The 21,537-nt window shown below is 56.7% G+C and carries 17 protein-coding genes; 2 read left to right on the top strand and 15 right to left on the bottom strand.

Annotated elements, in window-relative coordinates; genetic code table 11:
* Positions 1-296: 296 nt before the first annotated feature.
* The 9 genes from QEZ52_RS20295 to rpsL form a co-directional block, all read right to left on the bottom strand.
* A complete protein-coding gene (locus QEZ52_RS20295) occupies positions 297-593 on the bottom strand; it encodes a 50S ribosomal protein L23 (RefSeq protein WP_406646636.1) in 297 nt (98 codons plus the stop codon).
* A complete protein-coding gene (gene rplD, locus QEZ52_RS20300; protein ID WP_406646638.1) occupies positions 590-1,207 on the bottom strand; it encodes a 50S ribosomal protein L4 in 618 nt (205 codons plus the stop codon). Before rplD ends, QEZ52_RS20295 begins: the two co-directional genes overlap by 4 nt.
* Positions 1,204-1,929, bottom strand: a complete 726-nt coding sequence (gene rplC / locus QEZ52_RS20305) for a 50S ribosomal protein L3 (RefSeq protein ID WP_406650588.1) — start codon at positions 1,927-1,929, stop codon at positions 1,204-1,206. The genes rplD and rplC overlap by 4 nt, the downstream gene beginning before the upstream one ends.
* Before the next feature lie 18 nt (positions 1,930-1,947).
* Complete coding sequence (gene rpsJ / locus QEZ52_RS20310; protein ID WP_121068457.1) at positions 1,948-2,262, bottom strand: 30S ribosomal protein S10; 315 nt, start codon at positions 2,260-2,262, stop codon at positions 1,948-1,950.
* A gap of 234 nt (positions 2,263-2,496) precedes the next feature.
* Positions 2,497-2,856: a hypothetical protein gene (locus QEZ52_RS20315; protein ID WP_406646641.1), complete on the bottom strand. Its 360-nt coding sequence runs from the start codon at positions 2,854-2,856 to the stop codon at positions 2,497-2,499.
* A gap of 416 nt (positions 2,857-3,272) precedes the next feature.
* Positions 3,273-4,448, bottom strand: a complete 1,176-nt coding sequence (gene tuf / locus QEZ52_RS20320; protein WP_406646644.1) for an elongation factor Tu — start codon at positions 4,446-4,448, stop codon at positions 3,273-3,275.
* Positions 4,449-4,535: 87 nt separating this feature from the next.
* Positions 4,536-6,653, bottom strand: a complete 2,118-nt coding sequence (fusA, locus tag QEZ52_RS20325; protein WP_406646646.1) for an elongation factor G — start codon at positions 6,651-6,653, stop codon at positions 4,536-4,538.
* A gap of 18 nt (positions 6,654-6,671) precedes the next feature.
* Positions 6,672-7,142 (bottom strand): 30S ribosomal protein S7, encoded by a 471-nt coding sequence (rpsG, locus tag QEZ52_RS20330; RefSeq protein ID WP_406646649.1) that lies wholly within the window; start codon positions 7,140-7,142, stop codon positions 6,672-6,674.
* 15 nt (positions 7,143-7,157) lie between these two features.
* A complete protein-coding gene (rpsL, locus tag QEZ52_RS20335) occupies positions 7,158-7,529 on the bottom strand; it encodes a 30S ribosomal protein S12 (RefSeq protein WP_007118826.1) in 372 nt (123 codons plus the stop codon).
* 400 nt (positions 7,530-7,929) lie between these two features.
* Here rpsL and QEZ52_RS20340 point away from each other — a divergent pair, with 400 nt between their 5' ends.
* Together QEZ52_RS20340 and QEZ52_RS20345 are read left to right on the top strand one after the other, a co-directional pair.
* Positions 7,930-8,745 (top strand): putative rhamnosyl transferase, encoded by an 816-nt coding sequence (locus QEZ52_RS20340; RefSeq protein WP_406646653.1) that lies wholly within the window; start codon positions 7,930-7,932, stop codon positions 8,743-8,745.
* 2 nt (positions 8,746-8,747) lie between these two features.
* Positions 8,748-9,581: a putative rhamnosyl transferase gene (locus QEZ52_RS20345; RefSeq protein WP_406646655.1), complete on the top strand. Its 834-nt coding sequence runs from the start codon at positions 8,748-8,750 to the stop codon at positions 9,579-9,581.
* Here the strand turns inward: QEZ52_RS20345 and QEZ52_RS20350 are convergent.
* The 6 genes from QEZ52_RS20350 to QEZ52_RS20375 all read right to left on the bottom strand — a co-directional run bounded on the left by QEZ52_RS20350 (position 9,549) and on the right by QEZ52_RS20375 (position 21,532).
* Positions 9,549-10,424, bottom strand: a complete 876-nt coding sequence (locus QEZ52_RS20350; RefSeq protein ID WP_406646657.1) for a DMT family transporter — start codon at positions 10,422-10,424, stop codon at positions 9,549-9,551. The two genes, QEZ52_RS20345 and QEZ52_RS20350, sit on opposite strands and share 33 nt — an antisense overlap.
* 201 nt (positions 10,425-10,625) lie before the next feature.
* Positions 10,626-14,867 (bottom strand): DNA-directed RNA polymerase subunit beta', encoded by a 4,242-nt coding sequence (gene rpoC / locus QEZ52_RS20355; protein WP_406646659.1) that lies wholly within the window; start codon positions 14,865-14,867, stop codon positions 10,626-10,628.
* Between the two features lie 83 nt (positions 14,868-14,950).
* Entirely contained in the window at positions 14,951-19,087 is a 4,137-nt protein-coding gene (rpoB, locus tag QEZ52_RS20360) for a DNA-directed RNA polymerase subunit beta (RefSeq protein ID WP_406646661.1), read from the bottom strand.
* Between the two features lie 282 nt (positions 19,088-19,369).
* Positions 19,370-19,741: a 50S ribosomal protein L7/L12 gene (gene rplL, locus QEZ52_RS20365; protein ID WP_406646663.1), complete on the bottom strand. Its 372-nt coding sequence runs from the start codon at positions 19,739-19,741 to the stop codon at positions 19,370-19,372.
* An 81-nt stretch (positions 19,742-19,822) separates the two neighbouring features.
* On the bottom strand, positions 19,823-20,341 hold the full coding sequence (rplJ, locus tag QEZ52_RS20370; RefSeq protein ID WP_406650590.1) for a 50S ribosomal protein L10: 519 nt from the start codon (positions 20,339-20,341) through the stop codon (positions 19,823-19,825).
* 276 nt (positions 20,342-20,617) lie between these two features.
* Complete coding sequence (locus QEZ52_RS20375) at positions 20,618-21,532, bottom strand: glycosyltransferase family 2 protein (protein WP_406646665.1); 915 nt, start codon at positions 21,530-21,532, stop codon at positions 20,618-20,620.
* Positions 21,533-21,537 lie beyond the last annotated feature (5 nt).

The raw sequence follows: 21,537 nt of genomic DNA on the forward strand, positions 1-21,537 counted from the left end.
CTGTTTGCCACGCGCCCCATGGTTCCCTCATCGCCCACGAAAGTTCCGACAGCTTCACCTGGTTAGCCAGCGCCGGCCTCAGCCAGACATCTCATAGCCAACAGACTGGCCGCGATGCCGCCTTTGACGTCGGCGTTGCCCAACCCATTGGCTTTGTCGCAGTCCAGCTCACTCTGGGGGGCGCGCGTCCAAGAGACCGCGCCAACTACAGCCAAGATCGTCGGACCGACCAGGCCAAGCAACAAAAAAGGCCCCCGCTTGCGCGAGGGCCTTTGATCTTGGCAAAAGCCGATCAATCAGAGTCCGGTGGACACGTCGATTGTGTTGCCCTCTTCCAGGGTAACATAGGCTTTTTTGACGTCTTTGCGACGACCCAGCTGGCCGCGGAACCGCTTGACCTTGCCTTTGGTGATCGTGGTGTTGACGGCTTTGACCTTCACACCAAAGAGGCTTTCAACGGCTTCCTTGATCTGGGGTTTGTTGCTGTCGATGGCCACTTCAAACACAACCGCACCGTTTTCCGACGCCATGGTCGATTTTTCGGTGATGATCGGCTTGCGGATCACGTCGTAATGTTCTGCCTTCGCGCTCATTTCAGACGAGCCTCCAGTGCTTCGATCCCCGCTTTGGTGATCACCAGGGTGTCACGCTTGAGGATGTCATAAACATTTGCACCCATCGTCGGCAGGATATCCAGACCTTCGATGTTGCGCGATGCGTTCAGGAAGCCTTCGTTGACCGCGGCACCGTCGATGACCAGAGCGCGTTTCCAGCCCAGGTTTGCAACCTGTTTGGCCAGAGCGGCAGTCTTGCCTTCTGCGGCAGCGTTTTCGATCACAACCAGCTCACCGGCTGCCATTTTGGCAGACAGAGCATGGCGCAGACCCAGCTTGCGGAACTTTTTGGTCAGCTCGTGACCGTGCGACCGCACAACGGGGCCTTTGTAAACACCACCACCACGGAAGATCGGTGCCGAACGGGCGCCGTGGCGTGCGCCACCGGTACCTTTTTGGCGATAGATCTTCTTGGTTGAGTATTTGACTTCCGAACGGGTCTTGACCTTGTGGGTACCGGCCTGTGCGTTGTTACGCTGCCAACGGACCACACGGTGCAGGATGTCCGCACGTGGCTCCAGACCAAACAGGTCTGCGTTCAGCTCGATGTCGCCGGCTTTGGAGCCGTCCAGATTGATCACATCAAGTTTCATGCTTCACCACCTTCCGCAGGGGCTTCTTCGGCCGGGGCCTCAGATGCAGCAGCTTTCAGACCAGCCGGGAACGGCAGACCTTCGGGCGCTTTCTTCTTCACGGCATCCTTCACGGTGACCCAGCCACCTTTGGAACCAGGTACGGCACCTTTGATGAACACCAGACCACGGTCGGCGTCGGTCTTGACGACTTCCAGGTTCTGAGTGGTCACGCGGGCAGCACCCATGTGGCCGGCCATTTTCTTGCCTTTGAACACCTTGCCGGGGTCCTGACACTGACCAGTCGAACCATGCGAACGGTGCGAGATCGACACACCGTGCGAGGCGCGCAGACCACCAAAGTTCCAGCGCTTCATTGCGCCAGCAAAACCTTTACCGATCGAAGTACCCGAAACGTCAACCTTCTGACCTTCGAGGAAGTGTTCGGCCGAGATTTCGGCACCCACTTCGATCAGGGCATCTTCGGAAACGCGGAATTCGACCAGTTTGCGTTTGGGGGCAACATTCGCAGCTGCGAAGTGGCCACGCATGGCTTGGCTGGTGCGTTTTGCTTTGGCAGAGCCAGCGCCGAGCTGAACAGCTGTATAGCCGTCCTTGTCTTCGGTACGCTGAGCAACGACCTGCAAACCATCCAGATGAAGAACGGTCACAGGGATCTGCTTGCCGTCTTCTTTGAACAGCCGGGTCATGCCGACTTTCTTTGCGATAATACCAGAGCGCATATTCATTACCCTCCGATCTTACGATTGCAGCTTGATTTCGACGTCCACACCAGCGGCCAGGTCGAGCTTCATCAGCGCGTCCACGGTCTGGGGGGTCGGATCAACGATGTCGAGCAGACGCTTGTGCGTCCGGATTTCGAACTGATCGCGGGATTTCTTGTCAACGTGGGGACCACGCAGAACAGTGAATTTCTCGATCTTGTTCGGCAGCGGGATGGGGCCGCGTACAGTGGCACCGGTCCGCTTGGCAGTGTTGACGATCTCTTGTGTGCTGGCATCCAGTACACGATAGTCAAATGCCTTGAGCCGAATACGGATATTTTGGCTTTGCATTCAAAACAGCCTTTTATCTTAGGCGTCGAGGTTGAGAGGAGGGCCGGCGCTCATCGCAAACCCTCATCGAACCCAAAAGGCGGGAATCACCCCGCCCTCGTGTCGCAACTGCGAACTTGCGCGCTATACGCCTGTTAGCAGCGTCTGGCAAGAGTGTATGTGTAATCCGGACCTGATGCTCGCCGAAAGCGCGATCAAGACAGATCAGCAGGCGCTCGTCTCTCGGAATTGATCTTATTTGAGCAAATCCCCGACGATCCCAACAGCGTCCACCACGGTCGACAGGTCCTTCGAAACTTCCAAAATTTCATCATCCACCCGGATATAGCGATTGCCATTTCCAGGAGACTTGAGCTTCCATTTCGATAGGTCATCAATACTCACATAGTTCAGATCACTCGGAAGCTTTGCCCCCCGAGTGTAGCGTTTGATCTGCCCGGGAGGGATCGTCTTTGCACCCTTGCCAGGTTTGCCCTCTACCTTAACTTTCTTTCCTTTGGGTTTTCCGCCCTTGTCTTTGGCCGCCGCAACGTCGGCCAAACCGAACGCCAAGCAGAAAGAAAGAATGGAAATCAACGCTGCAAAATATCTCAAAACGAACTCCCGCCATTTGTCTAACACCCATGTGACGCTGAAGAGCACATCGGTGTGGTTCCAAGCCTAGGTGCCTTACGTCCGTGCGTCAAATTTTCCAGCAAATGCAGAGAAGGCACCTGAATGTCTCAGCACGCAAAGCCAGTTTGCTTTTGCTAGCCCACACATTAGGTACAACCGCTTGCGCGCTGAGACATCGGGAACTGTCTCTTTAGGCGAAACATCATTTTTGGATTGAAGACTGCCGACTGTTTTGACCTGCAACAGGTGCCAAAACGCCTTGTCCAATAGAAAAAAGGCCGCTCCGGGTTGGAGCGGCCTTCTTTTGGTGTTCACCGGTGTGGCGCTTGGCAGGTTTTCCCGGAAGGGAAAACCGCCTGTTGCCACTGGCCAGAGTTTTCTGCGAAAACTCGGCCTTACTCAGTGATTTTGGACACGACGCCAGCACCAACGGTGCGGCCGCCTTCGCGGATGGCGAAACGCAGACCGTTTTCCATCGCGATCGGGGCGATCAGTTCAACGTCGAACTTCAGGTTGTCGCCAGGCATAACCATTTCGGTGCCTTCGGGCAGGGTCACGGTCCCGGTCACGTCGGTGGTCCGGAAGTAGAACTGCGGACGGTAGTTCGCAAAGAACGGGGTGTGACGACCGCCTTCTTCCTTGGTCAGGATATAGGCTTCGGCTTCGAATTTGGTGTGCGGCTGAACCGATTTCGGAGCACACAGAACCTGGCCACGCTCAACACCGTCACGGTCGATACCGCGCAGCAGGGCGCCGATGTTGTCGCCGGCTTCACCGCGATCCAGCAGCTTGCGGAACATTTCAACACCGGTACAGGTGGTGGTTTTGGTGTCGCGGATACCAACGATTTCGATGCTGTCGCCAACATTGATCACGCCACGTTCCACACGACCGGTCACAACAGTACCACGACCCGAGATCGAGAACACGTCTTCGACCGGCATCAGGAACGGCTGGTCAACAGCACGCGCCGGAGTCGGGATGTATTCGTCGACAGCAGCCATCAGCTTCTTGATGGATTCTTCGCCGATTTCAGGGTTGTTGCCTTCCATCGCGGCCAGAGCCGAACCAGGGATGACGGGGATGTCATCGCCAGGGTAGTCATACGAAGACAGCAGCTCGCGGATTTCCATTTCCACCAGTTCCAGCAGCTCTTCGTCGTCAACCTGGTCAACTTTGTTCATGTAGACGACCATGTGCGGGATGCCAACCTGGCGGCCCAGCAGGATGTGTTCGCGGGTCTGGGGCATCGGGCCGTCAGCTGCGTTCACAACCAGGATCGCGCCGTCCATCTGGGCAGCACCGGTGATCATGTTCTTGACGTAGTCGGCGTGGCCGGGGCAGTCAACGTGGGCATAGTGACGTGTTTCAGTCTCATATTCCACGTGCGCGGTCGAGATGGTGATCCCGCGCGCTTTTTCTTCCGGTGCGCCATCGATCTGGTCGTAGGCTTTGAAGTCACCAAAGTATTTGGTGATCGCTGCGGTCAGCGTGGTCTTGCCGTGGTCAACGTGGCCAATGGTGCCGATGTTGACGTGCGGCTTGTTACGCTCAAACTTTTCCTTTGCCATGGTAAGGCTCCTTTTGTCTTTCAAACGGTGCGTGCAAGCACGCACCCTACGGGGTGGTAGGGTGCGTGGTTTCCCACGCACCGTGGATTATGCGTACTTCGACTGGATCTCTTCCGAGATGTTCTGCGGTACCGGATCGTAGTGATCAAACTGCATGCTGAACTGGGCACGGCCCGAGCTCATCGAACGCAGTGTGTTGATGTAGCCGAACATGTTGGCCAGAGGCACAAAGCTGTCGATCGCAATCGCGTTGCCGCGTGGCTCCTGACCTGTCACCTGTCCCCGACGCGAAGTCAGGTCGCCGATGATCCCGCCGGTGTATTCTTCCGGTGTGATCACTTCGACCTTCATGATCGGTTCCAGCAGTTTCGCACCGGCTTTGCGCATGCCTTCACGCATGCCCATACGGGCGGCAATTTCAAAGGCCAGAACGCTCGAGTCCACATCGTGGAACTTACCGTCGATCAGAGCAACCTTGAAGTCGATCACGGGGAAGCCGGCCAGAGGGCCGCTGTCCATGACCGAGTTGATGCCTTTTTCAACGCCCGGGATGTATTCCTTGGGCACAGCACCGCCAACGATACGGGATTCAAACGAATACCCTTCGCCAGGTTCAGTCGGCGAGATGATCATCTTCACCTCGGCGTACTGACCCGAACCACCCGACTGTTTCTTGTGGGTGTAGGTGTGCTCGACCTCGTGACCAATGGTCTCGCGATAAGCAACCTGAGGGGCACCGATGTTGGCTTCGACCTTGAATTCACGCTTCAGGCGATCAACCAGGATGTCCAGGTGAAGTTCGCCCATGCCCTTCATGATGGTCTGACCCGACTCGATGTCGGTTTCAACACGGAAGGAGGGATCCTCGGCGGCCAGACGCTGCAGACCCTGAGACATTTTCTCCTGGTCGGCTTTGGTCTTGGGCTCAACCGCGATCTCGATCACCGGATCAGGGAAGGTCATGGTTTCCAGAACCACAGGATCGTTGACGGCGCAGAGCGTGTCACCGGTTGTGGTGTCTTTCAGACCTGCCAGCGCAATGATGTCGCCCGCGAACGCTTCCGTGATTTCCTCACGGTTGTTCGAATGCATCATCATCATACGACCGATACGCTCTTTACGACCTTTGGTCGAATTGAGCAGCGTGTCGCCCTTGGACAGAGTACCCGAATAGATGCGGGTAAAGGTCAGCGAACCAACAAAGGGGTCGTTCATGATTTTGAACGCCAGGCCCGAGAACGCCATATCGTCATCCGCACGGCGCGGAATGTCACGAACTTCGTCTTCATCGCCAGGTTTGAAACCCATGTAATCGACAACGTCCAGCGGGCTGGGCAGATAGTCGATCACAGCGTTGAGCAGGGGCTGAACGCCTTTGTTTTTGAACGCAGAACCGCCCAGAACCGGAACAAAAGCCATTTCCAGCGTCCCTTTGCGCAGCAGTTTGCGCAAAGTTGGGACGTCGGGCTCTTCACCTTCCAGGTAGGCCATCATCGCGTCGTCGTCCATTTCGACGGCCGCTTCGACCATTTTTCCGCGCCATTCGGTTGCCATGTCCTGCAGGCTTTCGCGGATCGGTGCTTTGATCCACGACGCGCCAAGGTCTTCGCCCTGCCACAGCCATTCTTCCATGGTGACCAGATCAACCAGGCCTTCCAGCTCGGTTTCTGCGCCAATCGGAACACCAACCGGGATCGCAACAGCGCCGGTCCGGTCTTCGATCATGTTGACACAGTTAAAGAAGTCGGCACCGATCTTGTCCATCTTGTTGACGAACACCATACGCGGAACCTTGTAGCGGTCAGCCTGACGCCACACGGTTTCGGTCTGGGGTTCAACACCAGCATTGGCGTCCAGAACACAGACTGCACCGTCGAGAACCGCCAGCGAACGTTCTACTTCGATGGTGAAGTCAACGTGGCCGGGGGTGTCGATGATGTTCAGGCGGTGTTTGGGCGTGTCGGCGGTCTGACCGTCTTCGGTGCGTTCCCAAAAAGTGGTGGTCGCAGCCGATGTGATGGTGATGCCGCGTTCCTGTTCCTGCTCCATCCAGTCCATGGTGGCCGCACCGTCGTGCACCTCACCAATGTTGTGGGATTTGCCGGTGTAATACAGGATGCGTTCCGAGCAGGTGGTTTTACCTGCATCGATGTGCGCCATGATACCGAAGTTACGGTAATGTTCGAGTGTATAGTCGCGTGCCATAGGTCTGGATCCTCTGGATTACCAACGATAATGGCTAAAGGCTTTGTTTGCCTCGGCCATCTTGTGGGTGTCTTCGCGTTTCTTCACAGCGGTCCCACGGGACTGAACAGCGTCCAGCAGCTCGCCGGCAAGGCGCTCTTCCATGGTGTTTTCGTTGCGCTTGCGCGATGCGGTGATCAACCAGCGGATGGCCAGGGCTTCGCGACGCTCGGGGCGCACTTCGACCGGAACCTGATAGGTTGCACCACCCACACGGCGCGAACGAACTTCGACCGAAGGTTTGATGTTGTCCAGCGCTTCGTGGAAGACTTCGACGGGGGCGCGTTTGATCTTGTTTTCAACGCGATCAAGAGCGTTGTAAACGATGCTTTCTGCGACCGATTTCTTACCATCGATCATCAGGTTGTTCATGAATTTAGACAGAACGCGATCGCCATATTTGGCGTCGGGCAGAATTTCGCGTTTTTCGGCGGCGTGACGACGTGACATCTAAGCCTCTCCTTCTTACTTGGGACGCTTGGCGCCGTACTTCGAACGACGTTGCTTACGGTCTTTGACGCCCTGGGTATCCAGAACACCACGCAGGATGTGGTAACGGACACCCGGAAGGTCTTTTACTCGACCACCGCGGATCAGAACCACAGAGTGCTCCTGAAGGTTGTGGCTTTCACCCGGGATATAGGAAATCACTTCGAAACCGTTGGTCAGGCGAACCTTGGCCACTTTCCGCATAGCGGAGTTCGGTTTCTTAGGTGTGGTGGTGTACACGCGTGTGCAAACGCCGCGCTTTTGCGGGCATTCCTGCAGGTGCATGGACTTCGAGCGTTTCACTTTCGGCTGCCGCGGTTTGCGGATCAGCTGTTGGATCGTTGGCATTCCGGTTTTTTCCCCGTTTCCAAACTCACATTCGTGCACGTCGAGACGTGCGGCTCATATTCTGCTGCGCTGGTGCGTCCACAAGCGCAAAATCCGCGACGTTCCCATTCCGAGGTGAACGACGCGGTGGGTTATCAGCGGATCGGGACAGCAAAATCGTCCTGGATCTTGACCACTCAAGTATAGAAATCGACTGTTGGGGCGACCCCCGGCTGTCGAGATAGGCGCGCGTATATGGGGAGTCGCGCCCGCTGTCAACAGCCAGCCCCGGTTCCGGGTGGCCATTCCCAGCTCATGACGTGAAAGTCGCACCGGTTTAAACCGTTTGCCGTCCGTGCCTTGTTCGGTGGCGGTGGACCGGGCATAGTCGCGCAAACGAATATTCCACCAAGGCGTTCATATGCAAGTCATCGGATTATGCCGGTTCTCCTATCCCGCCATTGGCGGTTTTCAGGTTGAACATGATGCGATCCAGGATCGAATTCGTTACCTTTACGGTGCCCAAAGGATCGAAGAGCGGTTTCGCTTGTTCGAAACCTTTGCCCTGCCCTGTCTAAAGGAACAAACCGATCCTGATTTCACAATGGTACTGGTCATCGGGGACCAGATGCCACGGGAACATGTGCAGCGATTGATGGACCTGACATCCGGGATGAAACAGATACGCATCGAGGCGCATCCACCCCGCAATCATCGCGAAATCATGAAAGAGATCCTAAATCGCGCGCGAACAAACTTGTCTGCCCCCTGCCTGCAGTTCCGCTTTGACGATGACGACGCAATCTCAGTCGATTTTGTGGAACGACTTCGCCAGACTGCGGTCGCCTGCCAGGGGTTGCTGGACCAGAACCGCACCGTTGCCATCGACTTCAACAAAGGATTCGTTGCCGAAGTTCAGGGGCACTCTCTTGTCGCGACACAAATTCTGCGCCCCTATTACACTGCGGCTCTGGGCATGTATGCCGCCGGCGGATGCGCGCGGACCATCATGAATTTTGCGCATCAAAAGATTCACCATCACATGCCCACCATAACCATGGCAGATGCGCCCATGTGGGTTCGCACGCACAATGGCTATAACGACTCGCGCCAAGGCAAGGTCAAGCATTTCGACATGACCCCACTCACGCGCGAACAGGAAGCAGAATTCCAGGCTCGATTTGCCCTGGACGTCGATTTGATCCGGCAAACTTTTTCTTCTGACAGAGAAGGCTAATCATGCAAATTCTGGGTCTCTGCCGGTTTTCCTACCTCGGGCGCGGTGGGTTCAAGGTTGACCACAAGACATTGGAAGAGCGGCGCAGCTTCCTATACGATCCACAGCGGATGGACGAACGCCTGCGGCTGTTCGAGGCCATCACCTTGCCCTCCATCATGGGGCAAACGGACCCGGATTTCACCCTGATCGTTGTGACCGGCGAGACAATGCCAGCCCCTTATGTTGAACGATTGAACGCCCTAGTTCAGGGTATTCCACAAATCCGGATCTGCCCTTACCCACCTGGCCGCCATCGCAACGTCATGGCACGTGCCTTTCACGAGGCGACCGATAACACAGATATTGAACCCTGCCTGCAATTCCGCCTGGACGATGACGACGCCATGGGATGCCGGTTTGTCGAACGGTTCCGTGAAACCGCCTGGGACCTCCAGAGCCTGTGGTCAAAACATGATCGGATCGCAGTAGACTTCAACACAGGTTATGTATTTCGCGCCGACATCAACGGCGTCTCGATCTGGCCTTACAAATACCAATACAGCGCCATCGCGCTTGGCATGATCGTTCAACCCGGTTGCACCGACACAATCATGAGCCACGGCCACCACAAACTGTGGACGACGATGCCGACCATGACCTTGACCGACGAAGACATGATGATGCGCGGGCACAACGACTTCAATGATTCACGGCTGAAAACCGGGGGAAACACGTTCGACTACCAGCCCCTGACGGCGGACCAGGAACTGTACTTCAAGAAAACCTTCAATATCGACAATGCCAACGTACGCGAGATCTTTTCACGCCCCCCGCCTGAGCCGCTCGCGATATAGGGTGAACACGCCTGTCGACACAACCAGCAGCGCCCCCAACAACGTCACGTTGTCCGGCCAATCTGCAAAAATCAGCCACCCCAGCAACAACGCCCAGATCAGGCCAGTATAACGGAACGGGCTGGTAAAGGAGACGTCCCCCACCCGCATGACCAGGACACTGAAGAGATAGCCGCCAAGGATCAGAAAACCTGCGACGGACAGGATCACAACCTGCCCTGTATCGACCGGTTGCCAGGGCGTTCCCACCGACGCAAGCCCGGCGCAGACAGTGACCAGAGTGGATGTTAGCAATGTTACCGTCAACGACGGGACAGAGGATGACATGCCCCGCGAACACAGGTCGCGCACGGTGATGCAGGCAACGGCCAACAGGACATAGACCCCGCCATGCGAAAACCCTTCGGGGCCTGGGCGAATGATCAGCAAAACGCCAACGAACCCGATCAGAATAGCTCCCAACCGCCGCCAACCGACCGCCTCACGAAAAACCAGCGCCGCACCCAAAGTCACGGTCAACGGCAAGGCCTGAAGTACGGCCGTGACATTGGCAATGGGCATCACGAGCAAGGCCGTGAGAAAAAAGTAGGTTGTAAAGATTTCGGATACACTGCGTAGCCCCACCAGGGCCCAGTCCCGCCGAGAAAAATCAAACCGCAGCTTTCCCAGATACCGCGCCAATGCATAGATAAGAGCGGTCGCCAGAATGCCGCGCATTGCAATGATCTGAAACAGGGGCAGATCCTGACCGATCACCTTCACCAACGCATCATTGAACGTGAAACACGCCATGCTGGCAATCATCAGCAAAGCGCCGCGGATATTGTCGGTCAAATTGGGCATCGGATTCCTGCGGGTGTTCAATCCAGGCGACCTTAGTCGCGGCCCGGGTCTGGGCCAAGCGGTGAAACCGAAAAGATGGTCAATCTCTGGCGTGCGAAAACGGCAAAACCACCCCTGTTCAGGATCGCGGCCCCTGGACCTGTATTGCACAAAAAAAAGCCCCCGACATGCGGGGGCCTTTTCGAATTTATTTGACGTGGATCAATCGCGGCTTTCGGGCGTATCGACCATGTTGCTGAACGTATCGTCGATGATATCGCCATCCATCACCGGAGCAGCCAGCGCGGCCGCTGCTTCGGCTTCTTCGCGACGGGCTTCGACCACCACGTTGTCGCGATCCTGGGCGATACGGCGCACGCGCTGAGTTGCGCCACCGGTACCGGCCGGGATCAGACGTCCCACGATGACGTTCTCTTTCAGGCCAACCAACTTGTCGCGTTTGCCCTGAACCGAAGCTTCGGTCAGAACTCGCGTGGTTTCCTGGAACGACGCCGCCGAGATGAACGAACGGGTCTGCAACGAAGCCTTGGTGATCCCCAGCAGGATCGGCTCGCCCTGTGCCGGACGACCACCTTTGGAGATCGCCTTTTCACAGGCCGCGTCGAATTCCTGTTTGTCGACGTGTTCCCCCTTCAACAGGGTGGTGTCGCCGCTGTCCTGGATTTCCCATTTCTGCAACATCTGGCGCACGATCACTTCGATGTGCTTGTCGTTGATCTTCACGCCCTGCAAACGATACACGTCCTGCACTTCGTCAATCATGTAGTTTGCCAGCGCTTCGACACCCATGATCGACAGGATGTCATGCGGCGCCGGGTTGCCGTCCATGATGTAATCGCCCTTTTGCACAAAGTCGCCTTCCTGCACCGGGATGTGCTTGCCCTTGGGCACCATGTATTCAACTGGATCCCGCCCTTCCTCGACCGGGTCGATCGAGATACGCCGCTTGTTCTTGTAGTCGCGGCCAAAGCGCACGTGACCATCAACTTCGGCGATGATTGCGTGATCTTTCGGACGACGGGCTTCGAACAGTTCGGCAACACGCGGCAGACCACCGGTGATGTCCTTGGTCTTGGCACCTTCACGCGGGATACGCGCAACGACGTCACCGGCCTGAATCTCCTGACCGTCTTCGATCGACAGGATGGCATCCACGGACATCGGGTAATGCACCGGGTGGCCCAGGCTGTTACGCACCGGTTCACCGTCTTCACCAACCAGGATGATTTCCGGTTTCAGATCATTGCCCTTGGGTGCCGCACGCCAGTCGATCACGATCTTCTGGGTCATCCCGGTCGCATCGTCGGTTTCGTCGCGAACGGCGATCCCCGACACCAGGTCGACGAATTTCGCGGTACCCGGCTTCTCTGCGATGATCGGCAGAGTGTAGGGATCCCATTCGTACAGCTTGTCACCGCGAGCAATCTTCTGGCCTTCCTTGACGAACATCTTGGAACCATAGCCCAGCTTGTGGCTGGAGCGTTCCTCGCCGTGCTCATCGCGGATGATCAGCTTCATGTTGCGGCCCATGACCATGGTGTCGCCCTGAGCGTTGTCCAGAACATTGGGGTTCTCGAACTCGATCACACCTTCCTGGCTGGCTTCCTGGAATGACTGCTGGCCACCCTGGGCAACCCCACCAATGTGGAAGGTCCGCATGGTCAGCTGTGTACCAGGTTCACCGATCGACTGTGCCGCAATGATACCCACGGCTTCGCCAGTGTTCACCATTGTACCACGTGCCAGGTCGCGACCATAACACATGGCGCAGACGCCCTCTTCGGCCTCACAGGTCAAAGGCGAACGGATACGCGCGGTGGGGACACCGGCCTCTTCGATCGCATCGGCCATCCGTTCATCAATCAACTGACCCAGGGCCACGATGATCTGCTCTGTGCCCGGCTTCTTGATGTCCTCGGCCGCGACACGACCCAGGATACGCTCAGAGATAGACGAAACGACTTCGCCATCATTGACCGCCGCTTCGGCTGTGATCGCACGATCGGTTCCACAGTCACGGGCCCGCACGATGCAGTCCTGTGCCACGTCCACCAGACGACGGGTCAGATACCCCGAGTTCGCAGTTTTCAACGCCGTATCCGACAGACCCTTACGGGCACCGTGGGTCGAGTTGAAGTACTCAAGAACGGTCAGACCTTCCTTAAAGTTCGAGATGATCGGCGTTTCGATGATGTCGCCGTTCGGCTTGGCCATCAGACCACGCATCCCGCCCAGCTGTTTCATCTGCGTGACCGAGCCACGCGCACCCGAGTGAGCCATCATGTAGACCGAATTCGGCTCCATGACTGCGCCGTTCTCGTCGCGTTTATCGGCCGAGATCGTGCCCATCATCGCATCGGTGACGCGGTCGTTACACTTGGACCAGGCATCAACAACTTTGTTGTACTTTTCGCCCTGAGTGATCAGGCCGTCCATGTACTGCTGTTCAAAATCTTTCACCTGGTCGCGGGTTTCGTCCACGATGCCCCATTTGTCGTCCGGGATCACCATGTCGTCCTTGCCAAAGGAAATGCCGGCCTTGAACGCTTCGCGGAAACCCATGGTCATGATCTGGTCACAGAAGATGACCGACTCTTTCTGACCACAGTAACGATACACTGTGTCGATGACCTGCTGCACTTCCTTCTTCCGCAGAAGACGATTCACCAACGCAAACGGAGCTTTAACGTTCTTTGGCAGCAAGCTGCCCAGACGCACCCGACCTGGCGTGGTTTCAAAGCGATCAAACACTTCGTTGCCTTCTTCGTCGATCTGGGTGATCCGCGCGGTGATCTTGGTGTGCAGGTGCACTTCACCGGCGTCCAGCGCGTGCTGAACTTCGTCGATGGACCCAAAGACCTTGCCTTCGCCAACCATGCCTTCGCGTTCCAGGGTCAGATAGTAGAGACCCAGAATCATATCCTGCGACGGAACAATGATCGGCGCGCCGTTTGCAGGCGACAGAACGTTGTTGGTGGACATCATCAGAACACGTGCTTCCAGCTGGGCCTCAAGGCTCAGCGGGACGTGCACAGCCATCTGGTCACCGTCAAAGTCAGCGTTGAACGCCGAACAGACCAGCGGGTGCAGCTGGATGGCCTTGCCTTCGATCAGCGTGGGTTCGAACGCCTGAATCCCCAAACGGTGCAGCGTCGGCGCACGGTTCAGCATGACCGGGTGTTCGCGGATGACTTCATCCAGGATATCCCAAACTTCGGGACGTTCCTTTTCCACCAGCTTCTTGGCCTGTTTCACGGTGCTGGACAGGCCTTTGGCCTCCAGCCGCGAATAGATGAACGGCTTGAACAGCTCGAGCGCCATCTTCTTGGGCAGACCACATTGATGCAACTTCAATTCCGGACCGGTCACAATGACCGAACGACCGGAAAAGTCGACGCGTTTACCCAAAAGGTTCTGACGGAAGCGGCCCTGCTTGCCTTTCAGCATGTCAGACAGAGATTTCAACGGACGCTTGTTGGCACCGGTGATCACGCGACCGCGGCGGCCGTTGTCAAACAGCGCATCCACAGATTCCTGCAGCATCCGCTTTTCGTTACGCACGATGATGTCAGGCGCACGCAGTTCGATCAGACGCTTCAGACGGTTGTTCCGGTTGATCACACGACGATACAGATCGTTCAGATCCGAGGTCGCAAACCGACCGCCGTCCAGCGGCACCAGCGGGCGCAGCTCTGGCGGGATTACGGGGATCACGGTCAGAACCATCCATTCCGGGCGGTTGCCGGATTCCAGGAAGCTCTCGACCACTTTCAGGCGCTTGATGATCTTCTTGGGCTTCAGTTCACCGGTGGCTTCCTTCAGATCGGCACGCAGCTGCTCGGCTTCGTTTTCCAGATCGATGGCGGCCAACATTTCACGGATCGCTTCGGCACCGATATTGGCCGTGAAAGCGTCCATGCCATAGGCGTCCTGGGCGTCCATGAACTCTTCTTCGGTCAACATCTGGCCATAGGTCAGATCGGTCAGACCGGGTTCGATCACCACATAGTTTTCAAAATACAGCACACGTTCCAGATCACGCAGGGTCATGTCCAGCATCAGGCCGATGCGCGATGGCAGCGACTTGAGGAACCAGATATGGGCGCAAGGCGCCGCCAGTTCGATGTGACCCATGCGTTCGCGACGCACTTTTTGCAGCGTGACTTCGACACCGCATTTTTCGCAGACAACGCCGCGATATTTCATGCGCTTGTATTTGCCGCACAGGCATTCATAATCTTTGATCGGGCCAAAGATACGCGCGCAGAACAGACCGTCACGTTCGGGTTTGAACGTCCGGTAGTTGATGGTTTCCGGCTTTTTGATCTCACCGTAAGACCACGACAGGATCCGCTCGGGCGATGCGAGAGATACTTTGATCTCATCAAACATCTTTTGCGATGCGAGCGGGTTGAACGGGTTGTTCGTCAGTTCCTGGTTCATTTTGATACCTCAAATTCGTGCGGAAGGGGGGAGAGGTGAGCGGAAACTTTCAAAGCTTCCGCCCAAGAATTTTTGCAAAATTCTTATTCCTCGACCTCCGCATCCAGGAGTTCCATGTTCAGGCCAAGGCCACGGACTTCTTTCACCAGAACGTTAAACGATTCCGGAATGCCCGCTTCAAAGTTGTCCTCGCCCTTGACGATCGATTCATAGACCTTGGTCCGGCCTGCCACGTCATCCGACTTCACAGTCAGCATTTCCTGCAGAGTATAGGCAGCGCCATAGGCTTCCAGAGCCCAGACTTCCATTTCCCCGAAACGCTGACCACCGAACTGTGCCTTACCACCCAGCGGCTGCTGCGTAACAAGCGAGTAGGGACCGGTAGACCGGGCGTGGATCTTGTCGTCGACCAGGTGGTGCAGTTTCAGCAGGTATTTGATACCCACGGTGACCGGACGGGCGAATTGTTCACCTGTACGACCATCAAACAGCACCGACTGACCCGACGTGTCGAACCCGGCACGCACCAGCGCGTCGTTGACGTCTGCCTCTTTGGCACCGTCAAAGACTGGCGTTGCGATCGGCACACCACGGGTCACATTGCCAGCGGCCTCCAGCAGTTCTCCTTCGGTCATATCCGACAGACCTTCGGCATAGACGTCTTCGCCATAGGCGTGGCGCATCGCGTCCCGCACCGGGGTCAGATCGCCGGACCGGCGGTATTCCTGCATGGCGTCGTCGATCTTGATCCCCAGACCGCGCGCGGCCCAACCCATGTGGGTTTCCAGAATCTGACCAACGTTCATCCGCGATGGAACACCCAGCGGGTTCAGACAGAAGTCGACAGGGGTACCATCGGCCAGGAACGGCATGTCTTCCATCGGTACAACCTTGGAAATAACACCTTTGTTCCCGTGACGACCGGCCATCTTGTCACCCGGCTGCAGCTTGCGCTTCACCGCGATGAACACTTTGACCATCTTCATCACACCCGGGGGCAGATCGTCGCCACGACGGACTTTTTCGACCTTGTCCTCGAACCGTGCATCCAGGGCCCGCTTCTGCACTTCGTATTGGTCGTGCAGCGCTTCGACCACCTGGGCGTCGGCCTCGTCTTCCAGCGCCAGCTGCCACCACTGACCGCGGGTCAGCGTTTCCAGCAGGTCCTGGTTGATTTCCGAATTCGGACGTACACCTTTGGGGCCTTTGACCGCGGTCTTACCCAGGATCATGCCCTGCAGACGCGCATAGATGTTGCGGTCCAGGATCGCCAGCTCGTCGTCCCGGTCACGGGCCAGACGTTCGACTTCTTCCCGTTCGATCTGCAACGCACGTTCGTCTTTTTCAACGCCGTGACGGTTAAAGACGCGCACTTCGACAACAGTCCCGAAATCACCCGGCTTCACACGCAACGAGGTGTCGCGCACGTCAGATGCTTTTTCACCAAAGATGGCGCGCAGCAGCTTTTCTTCCGGGGTCATTGGGCTTTCGCCCTTGGGTGTGATCTTGCCGACTAGAATATCGCCCGGCTCAACATCCGCACCGATGTAAACGATGCCAGCCTCGTCGAGGTTGCGCAGCGCTTCTTCACCGACGTTTGGAATGTCGCGGGTGATCTCTTCCGGCCCCAGCTTGGTGTCACGGGCGGCGACTTCGAATTCCTCGATGTGTACCGAGGTAAACACGTCGTCCCGTGCGATACGTTCGCTGATCAGGATCGAGTCTTCGTAGTTGTAACCGTTCCAGGGCATAAACGCGACGACCACGTTTTTACCCAACGCCAGTTCACCCATGTCGGTGGACGGGCCATCGGCAATCACTTCGCCTTTCAGAACCGTGTCACCCACTTTGACCAGCGGACGCTGGTTGATACAGGTGTTCTGGTTCGACCGCTGGAATTTACGCATGCGATAGATGTCAACGCCTGCGTCACCCAGTTCCAGATCCTCGGTTGCCCGGATCACGATACGCTGGGCGTCGACCTGGTCGATGATGCCAGCGCGTTTCGCCATATAGGCCGCACCGGAATCTCGGGCCACGATCTCTTCGATCCCTGTGCCAACCAGCGGAGCTTCGGCCCGCAGCAGCGGAACCGCCTGACGTTGCATGTTCGAACCCATCAGGGCCCGGTTGGCGTCGTCGTTTTCCAGGAACGGAATCAGCGAGGCCGCAACCGAAACCAACTGTTTCGGGCTCACGTCGATCAGGTCGACATTTTCCGACGGTGCCAGAGTGTAGTCACCGGATTGACGGGTCGAAACCAGGTCGTTCTTGAACTTGCCGGCTTCGTCCAGCTGCGCGTTCGCCTGCGCGACTGTGTGGCGCATTTCTTCGGTCGCGGACATATAGTGGACTTCGTCCGTAACCTGACGCTCTTTGACAACGCGATAAGGTGTTTCGATGAACCCATATTTGTTCACGCGGGCAAAGGTCGCCAACGAGTTGATCAGACCAATGTTCGGACCTTCAGGCGTCTCAATCGGGCACATCCGACCATAGTGGGTCGGGTGAACGTCGCGCACCTCAAAGCCAGCACGTTCGCGGGTCAGACCGCCAGGCCCAAGCGCCGAAAGACGGCGTTTGTGGGTCACTTCGGACAGCGGGTTGGTCTGGTCCATGAACTGCGACAGCTGCGAAGAGCCGAAGAATTCGCGCACAGCAGCAGCGGCAGGTTTCGCGTTGATCAGGTCCTGCGGCATGACGGTGTCGATTTCGACCGACGACATGCGCTCCTTGATCGCGCGTTCCATACGCAACAGACCCACGCGGTACTGGTTTTCCATCAGCTCGCCGACCGAACGCACACGACGGTTGCCCAGGTGGTCGATGTCGTCGATATCGCCCTTGCCGTCACGCAGCTCGACCAATGCCTTGATACAGGAGACGATGTCTTCCTTGCGCAGGGTGCGCATGGTGTCTTCTGCATCCAGCGCAAGACGCATGTTCATCTTGACCCGGCCAACGGCCGACAGGTCATAGCGTTCACTGTCAAAGAACAGCGTGTCAAACAGCGACGATGCGGCTTCGACGGTGGGCGGCTCACCCGGGCGCATCACACGATAGATATCCATGAGCGCGCTTTCGCGGTTCATGTTCTTGTCCACAGCCATGGTGTTGCGGATGTAGGGGCCGACATTGATGTTGTCGATGTCCAGAACCGGAATGTCGGTGATACCGGCGTCCAGCAGTTCCTTGACCGACCCGCCAATGATGTCACCATCCTTGTCGTGTTCCAGGGTCAACTCATCCCCGGCCTCGACATAGATCGCGCCGGTTTCTTCGTTGATGATATCCTTGGCAACAAATTTGCCGACGATGTGATCAAACGGAACCAGCAGATCGGTAACAGTGCCTTCGTCGATCAGTTTCTTGACCGCACGAGGGGTCACTTTCTTGCTGGCTTCGGCGATGATTTCACCGGTGGCCGCATCGACCAGATCATATGTGGGACGCGTGCCGCGCGCACGCTCCGGGAAGAACGGGGTAACCCAACCCTTGTGCTTCTCCAGGCGATAGCTGACGGTGTTGTAATAGGCATCCATGATGCTTTCCTGGTCCAAACCCAGCGCATACAGCAGGGTGGTCACAGGCAATTTACGACGACGGTCGATCCGCGCGAACACGATATCCTTGGCATCGAATTCAAAATCCAGCCAGCTGCCGCGATACGGGATGATGCGGCAGGCAAACAGCAATTTACCCGAAGAGTGGGTCTTGCCCTTGTCGTGGTCAAAGAACACGCCGGGGGAACGGTGCATCTGGGACACGATAACGCGTTCGGTGCCGTTCACGACAAAAGTGCCGTTCGGGGTCATCAGGGGCATATCGCCCATGAACACGTCTTGCTCTTTGATATCCTTGACCGATTTTGCACCGGTATCTTCGTCCACATCAAACACGATCAGACGCAACGTCACCTTCAACGGTGCGCTATAGGTCATGTCGCGCTGCATGCATTCTTCGACGTCATACTTGGGCTTTTCCAGATCGTATTTCACGAACTCCAGAACGGAGGTTTCGTTGAAATCCTTGATCGGGAAAACCGACTGAAAAACGCCGCGGATGCCTTCGCCGTCCATGGGTTCGGCTTCATCGCCGGACCGCAGGAACAGATCATACGAAGACTTCTGAACCTCGATGAGGTTCGGCATGTCCAGCACTTCACGGATTTTACCAAAGTATTTACGAAGACGTTTCTGGCCAAGGAACGTTTGAGCCATGTCAGATGTCACCTTTTCAAGTTCTCACCGGACAAGAACGCCGTCGGGTCCCGACGCCTTGCCCATACGAGACAGCGTGTTCAGATCAATTCATGGCTACCGTCCCGAGTGGTAGCCTCCCGATCCATTGAACCTCGCCTTAGAAAAAACCTCATGACCAAATTGGCAAAAGGTCCTTTCTGAGACAGATTCGGCTGGACCCGGTTTTCCCGGATCCAGCCTGAATATCTGGGTACGAACCGGATCATATCAAGATGATCCGGACGTTTCCCTCGAAGGCGCTTAGGCGACTTCGACTTCGGCGCCAGCTGCTTCCAGCTTGCCTTTGACTTCTTCAGCTTCGTCTTTGGAAACTGCTTCTTTGATCTTGCCGCCAGCTTCGACCAGTTCTTTGGCTTCTTTCAGGCCCAGACCGGTGATTGCGCGAACTTCTTTGATCACGTTGATTTTCGAAGCGCCGGCGTTCTTCAGAACGACGTCGAATTCGGTTTTTTCTTCTTCTGCAGCTGCGCCACCTTCGGCGGCCGCCATGACAACTGCGCCGCCAGCTGCGGGCTCGATGCCATACTCATCCTTCAGGATGGTTTTCAGTTCTTGTGCTTCCAGCAGGGTCAGACCCACGATGCTTTCTGCGAGTGCTTTCAGATCAGCCATTGTATCAGCTCTTTCCGTTTTCAGTATATGTGTTCCAACGTCCGGGCACATGCCCCACGCCAGTCATTCAGTACCAACCGCTTACGCAGCTTCCGCCTTCTCTTCGATGGTCGAAAGGATGCTTGCGATGTTGCTTGCAGGTGCGCCAATCGCGCCCGCGATGTTGCTTGCAGGTGCGCCAAGCATGCCGGCGATGGTAGCAATAAGCTCCTCGCGAGACGGCATTTTCGACACGGCTGCAACGCCAGCGCGGTCCAGAGCGTTCTCGCCCATAGCACCACCAAGGATTTCAAACTTCTTGTTATCCTTGGCGAAGCCCTCGGCAACCTTGGCCGCAGCCACAGGATCCTCGGAATAGGTCAGAACGGTCATCCCTGTCAGCAGGTCAGAAATGCTTGCACATGACTTTCCCTCGAGGGCGATTTTGGCGAGCCTGTTTTTGGCAACACGCACAGATCCACCCGCTTCGCGTGCACGCGCGCGCAGATCTTGCATCTCGGCAACTGTCAGACCGACGTAGTGTGCAACCACCACGACGCCAGAGCTTTCGAAGATCTGGCCGAGTTCCTCGACCAATTTCTCTTTCTGGGCTCTATCCACAGTTCTCTCCAAGTTTGGGATGATAATCATCCCGGCTCAATTTTGCCGGGCGTTAACCCGGCGTTCAGGTCCGTTTTACGGGGTGAGCCAAAAATCGCCCGAGGCGTCCAAAAGGATCCCTCGTCATATTGGTCGTTCCCGTCTCAGGAGGGAAATTAAGACCCTATACAGGGTCACCCACCATCTTGGACGAAACGAAATAAAGCGCACGACGAATCGCACGCTTCACTTCGAAGACTTTCCTAGTGCGAAAACAGGGGACTTCCAAGGGGTAATTTACCCGGAAAACACATCCGTACCAAAAATCCGTCGTGCAACCGCATCCGGGTCCACCGGCAATTCCAGACAGACCCCTTCGGCACGCAATCGCTCCAGACGCGACTGATCCACCCCGTGCAGATCAGCATGCAAGGCTCTCAGCCGATCCTCGGCTTCCGGCTCCTGCATGACTTCGGTGATCTTTGCAGACAATGGTACGGTGAACCCGCGTGACTGAATGCGCCAATCCAGCTTGGCCCGCCAAACATCGTAATCCAGCCCGATATGATGCAACAACGCCAGGTCGGCCTGCGCCGCCACGATCTGTTCGGTCAAACCGCCCGGACGCTGGGCCCAATGCTGGCGCAACGTCACCCCGTCCAAACCGCTGCGCACGAATGATTTGCCCTGTGAATGACCGATCAGCCCCTTGCGCCGGGGCCCAAAATATCCGGCACTCCCCTGATACACCCGCTTGGCCACGTCCCGCTCCATCGGAAGCCGATAGACCCGGCCCACATGATCCGGCGCGTCGACGATCTCGGCCGTCCCAACCCGAAACACATCCACCTCAGCTGGAAGATCACTCAGACAGGCGGCAATATCGCTGTCGGGCAAATACATGAACTCATCCGCATCGACATTCAAAAGCCAGTCACAGCCTTGCTGCTGATAGATCCAGGTCAGCCCAACATTCTGTCGTTTGGTGAAACGTGTGTCCTGTGTCACACCCCGCGCCTGCCAGAATTCTGGTGTGCAGGGGATACAGGTCATTTGGGGGTGGTCACCCAGGACCCCGATGGCGGGGTCCTGGGGATTATCAAACAACAGGGTCAGACCTGTGGCACCAGCATCCAGATACCAAGCCGCAAACCGAAGCGTTTCGGCCAAAGGCTCGTTCAGGATTGCGCCGACATGCCAGGTCGCAGTCAAACCCT

Source organism: Aliisedimentitalea scapharcae, assembly GCF_045277565.1.
In the GTDB taxonomy this organism is placed as follows: domain Bacteria; phylum Pseudomonadota; class Alphaproteobacteria; order Rhodobacterales; family Rhodobacteraceae; genus Aliisedimentitalea; species Aliisedimentitalea scapharcae.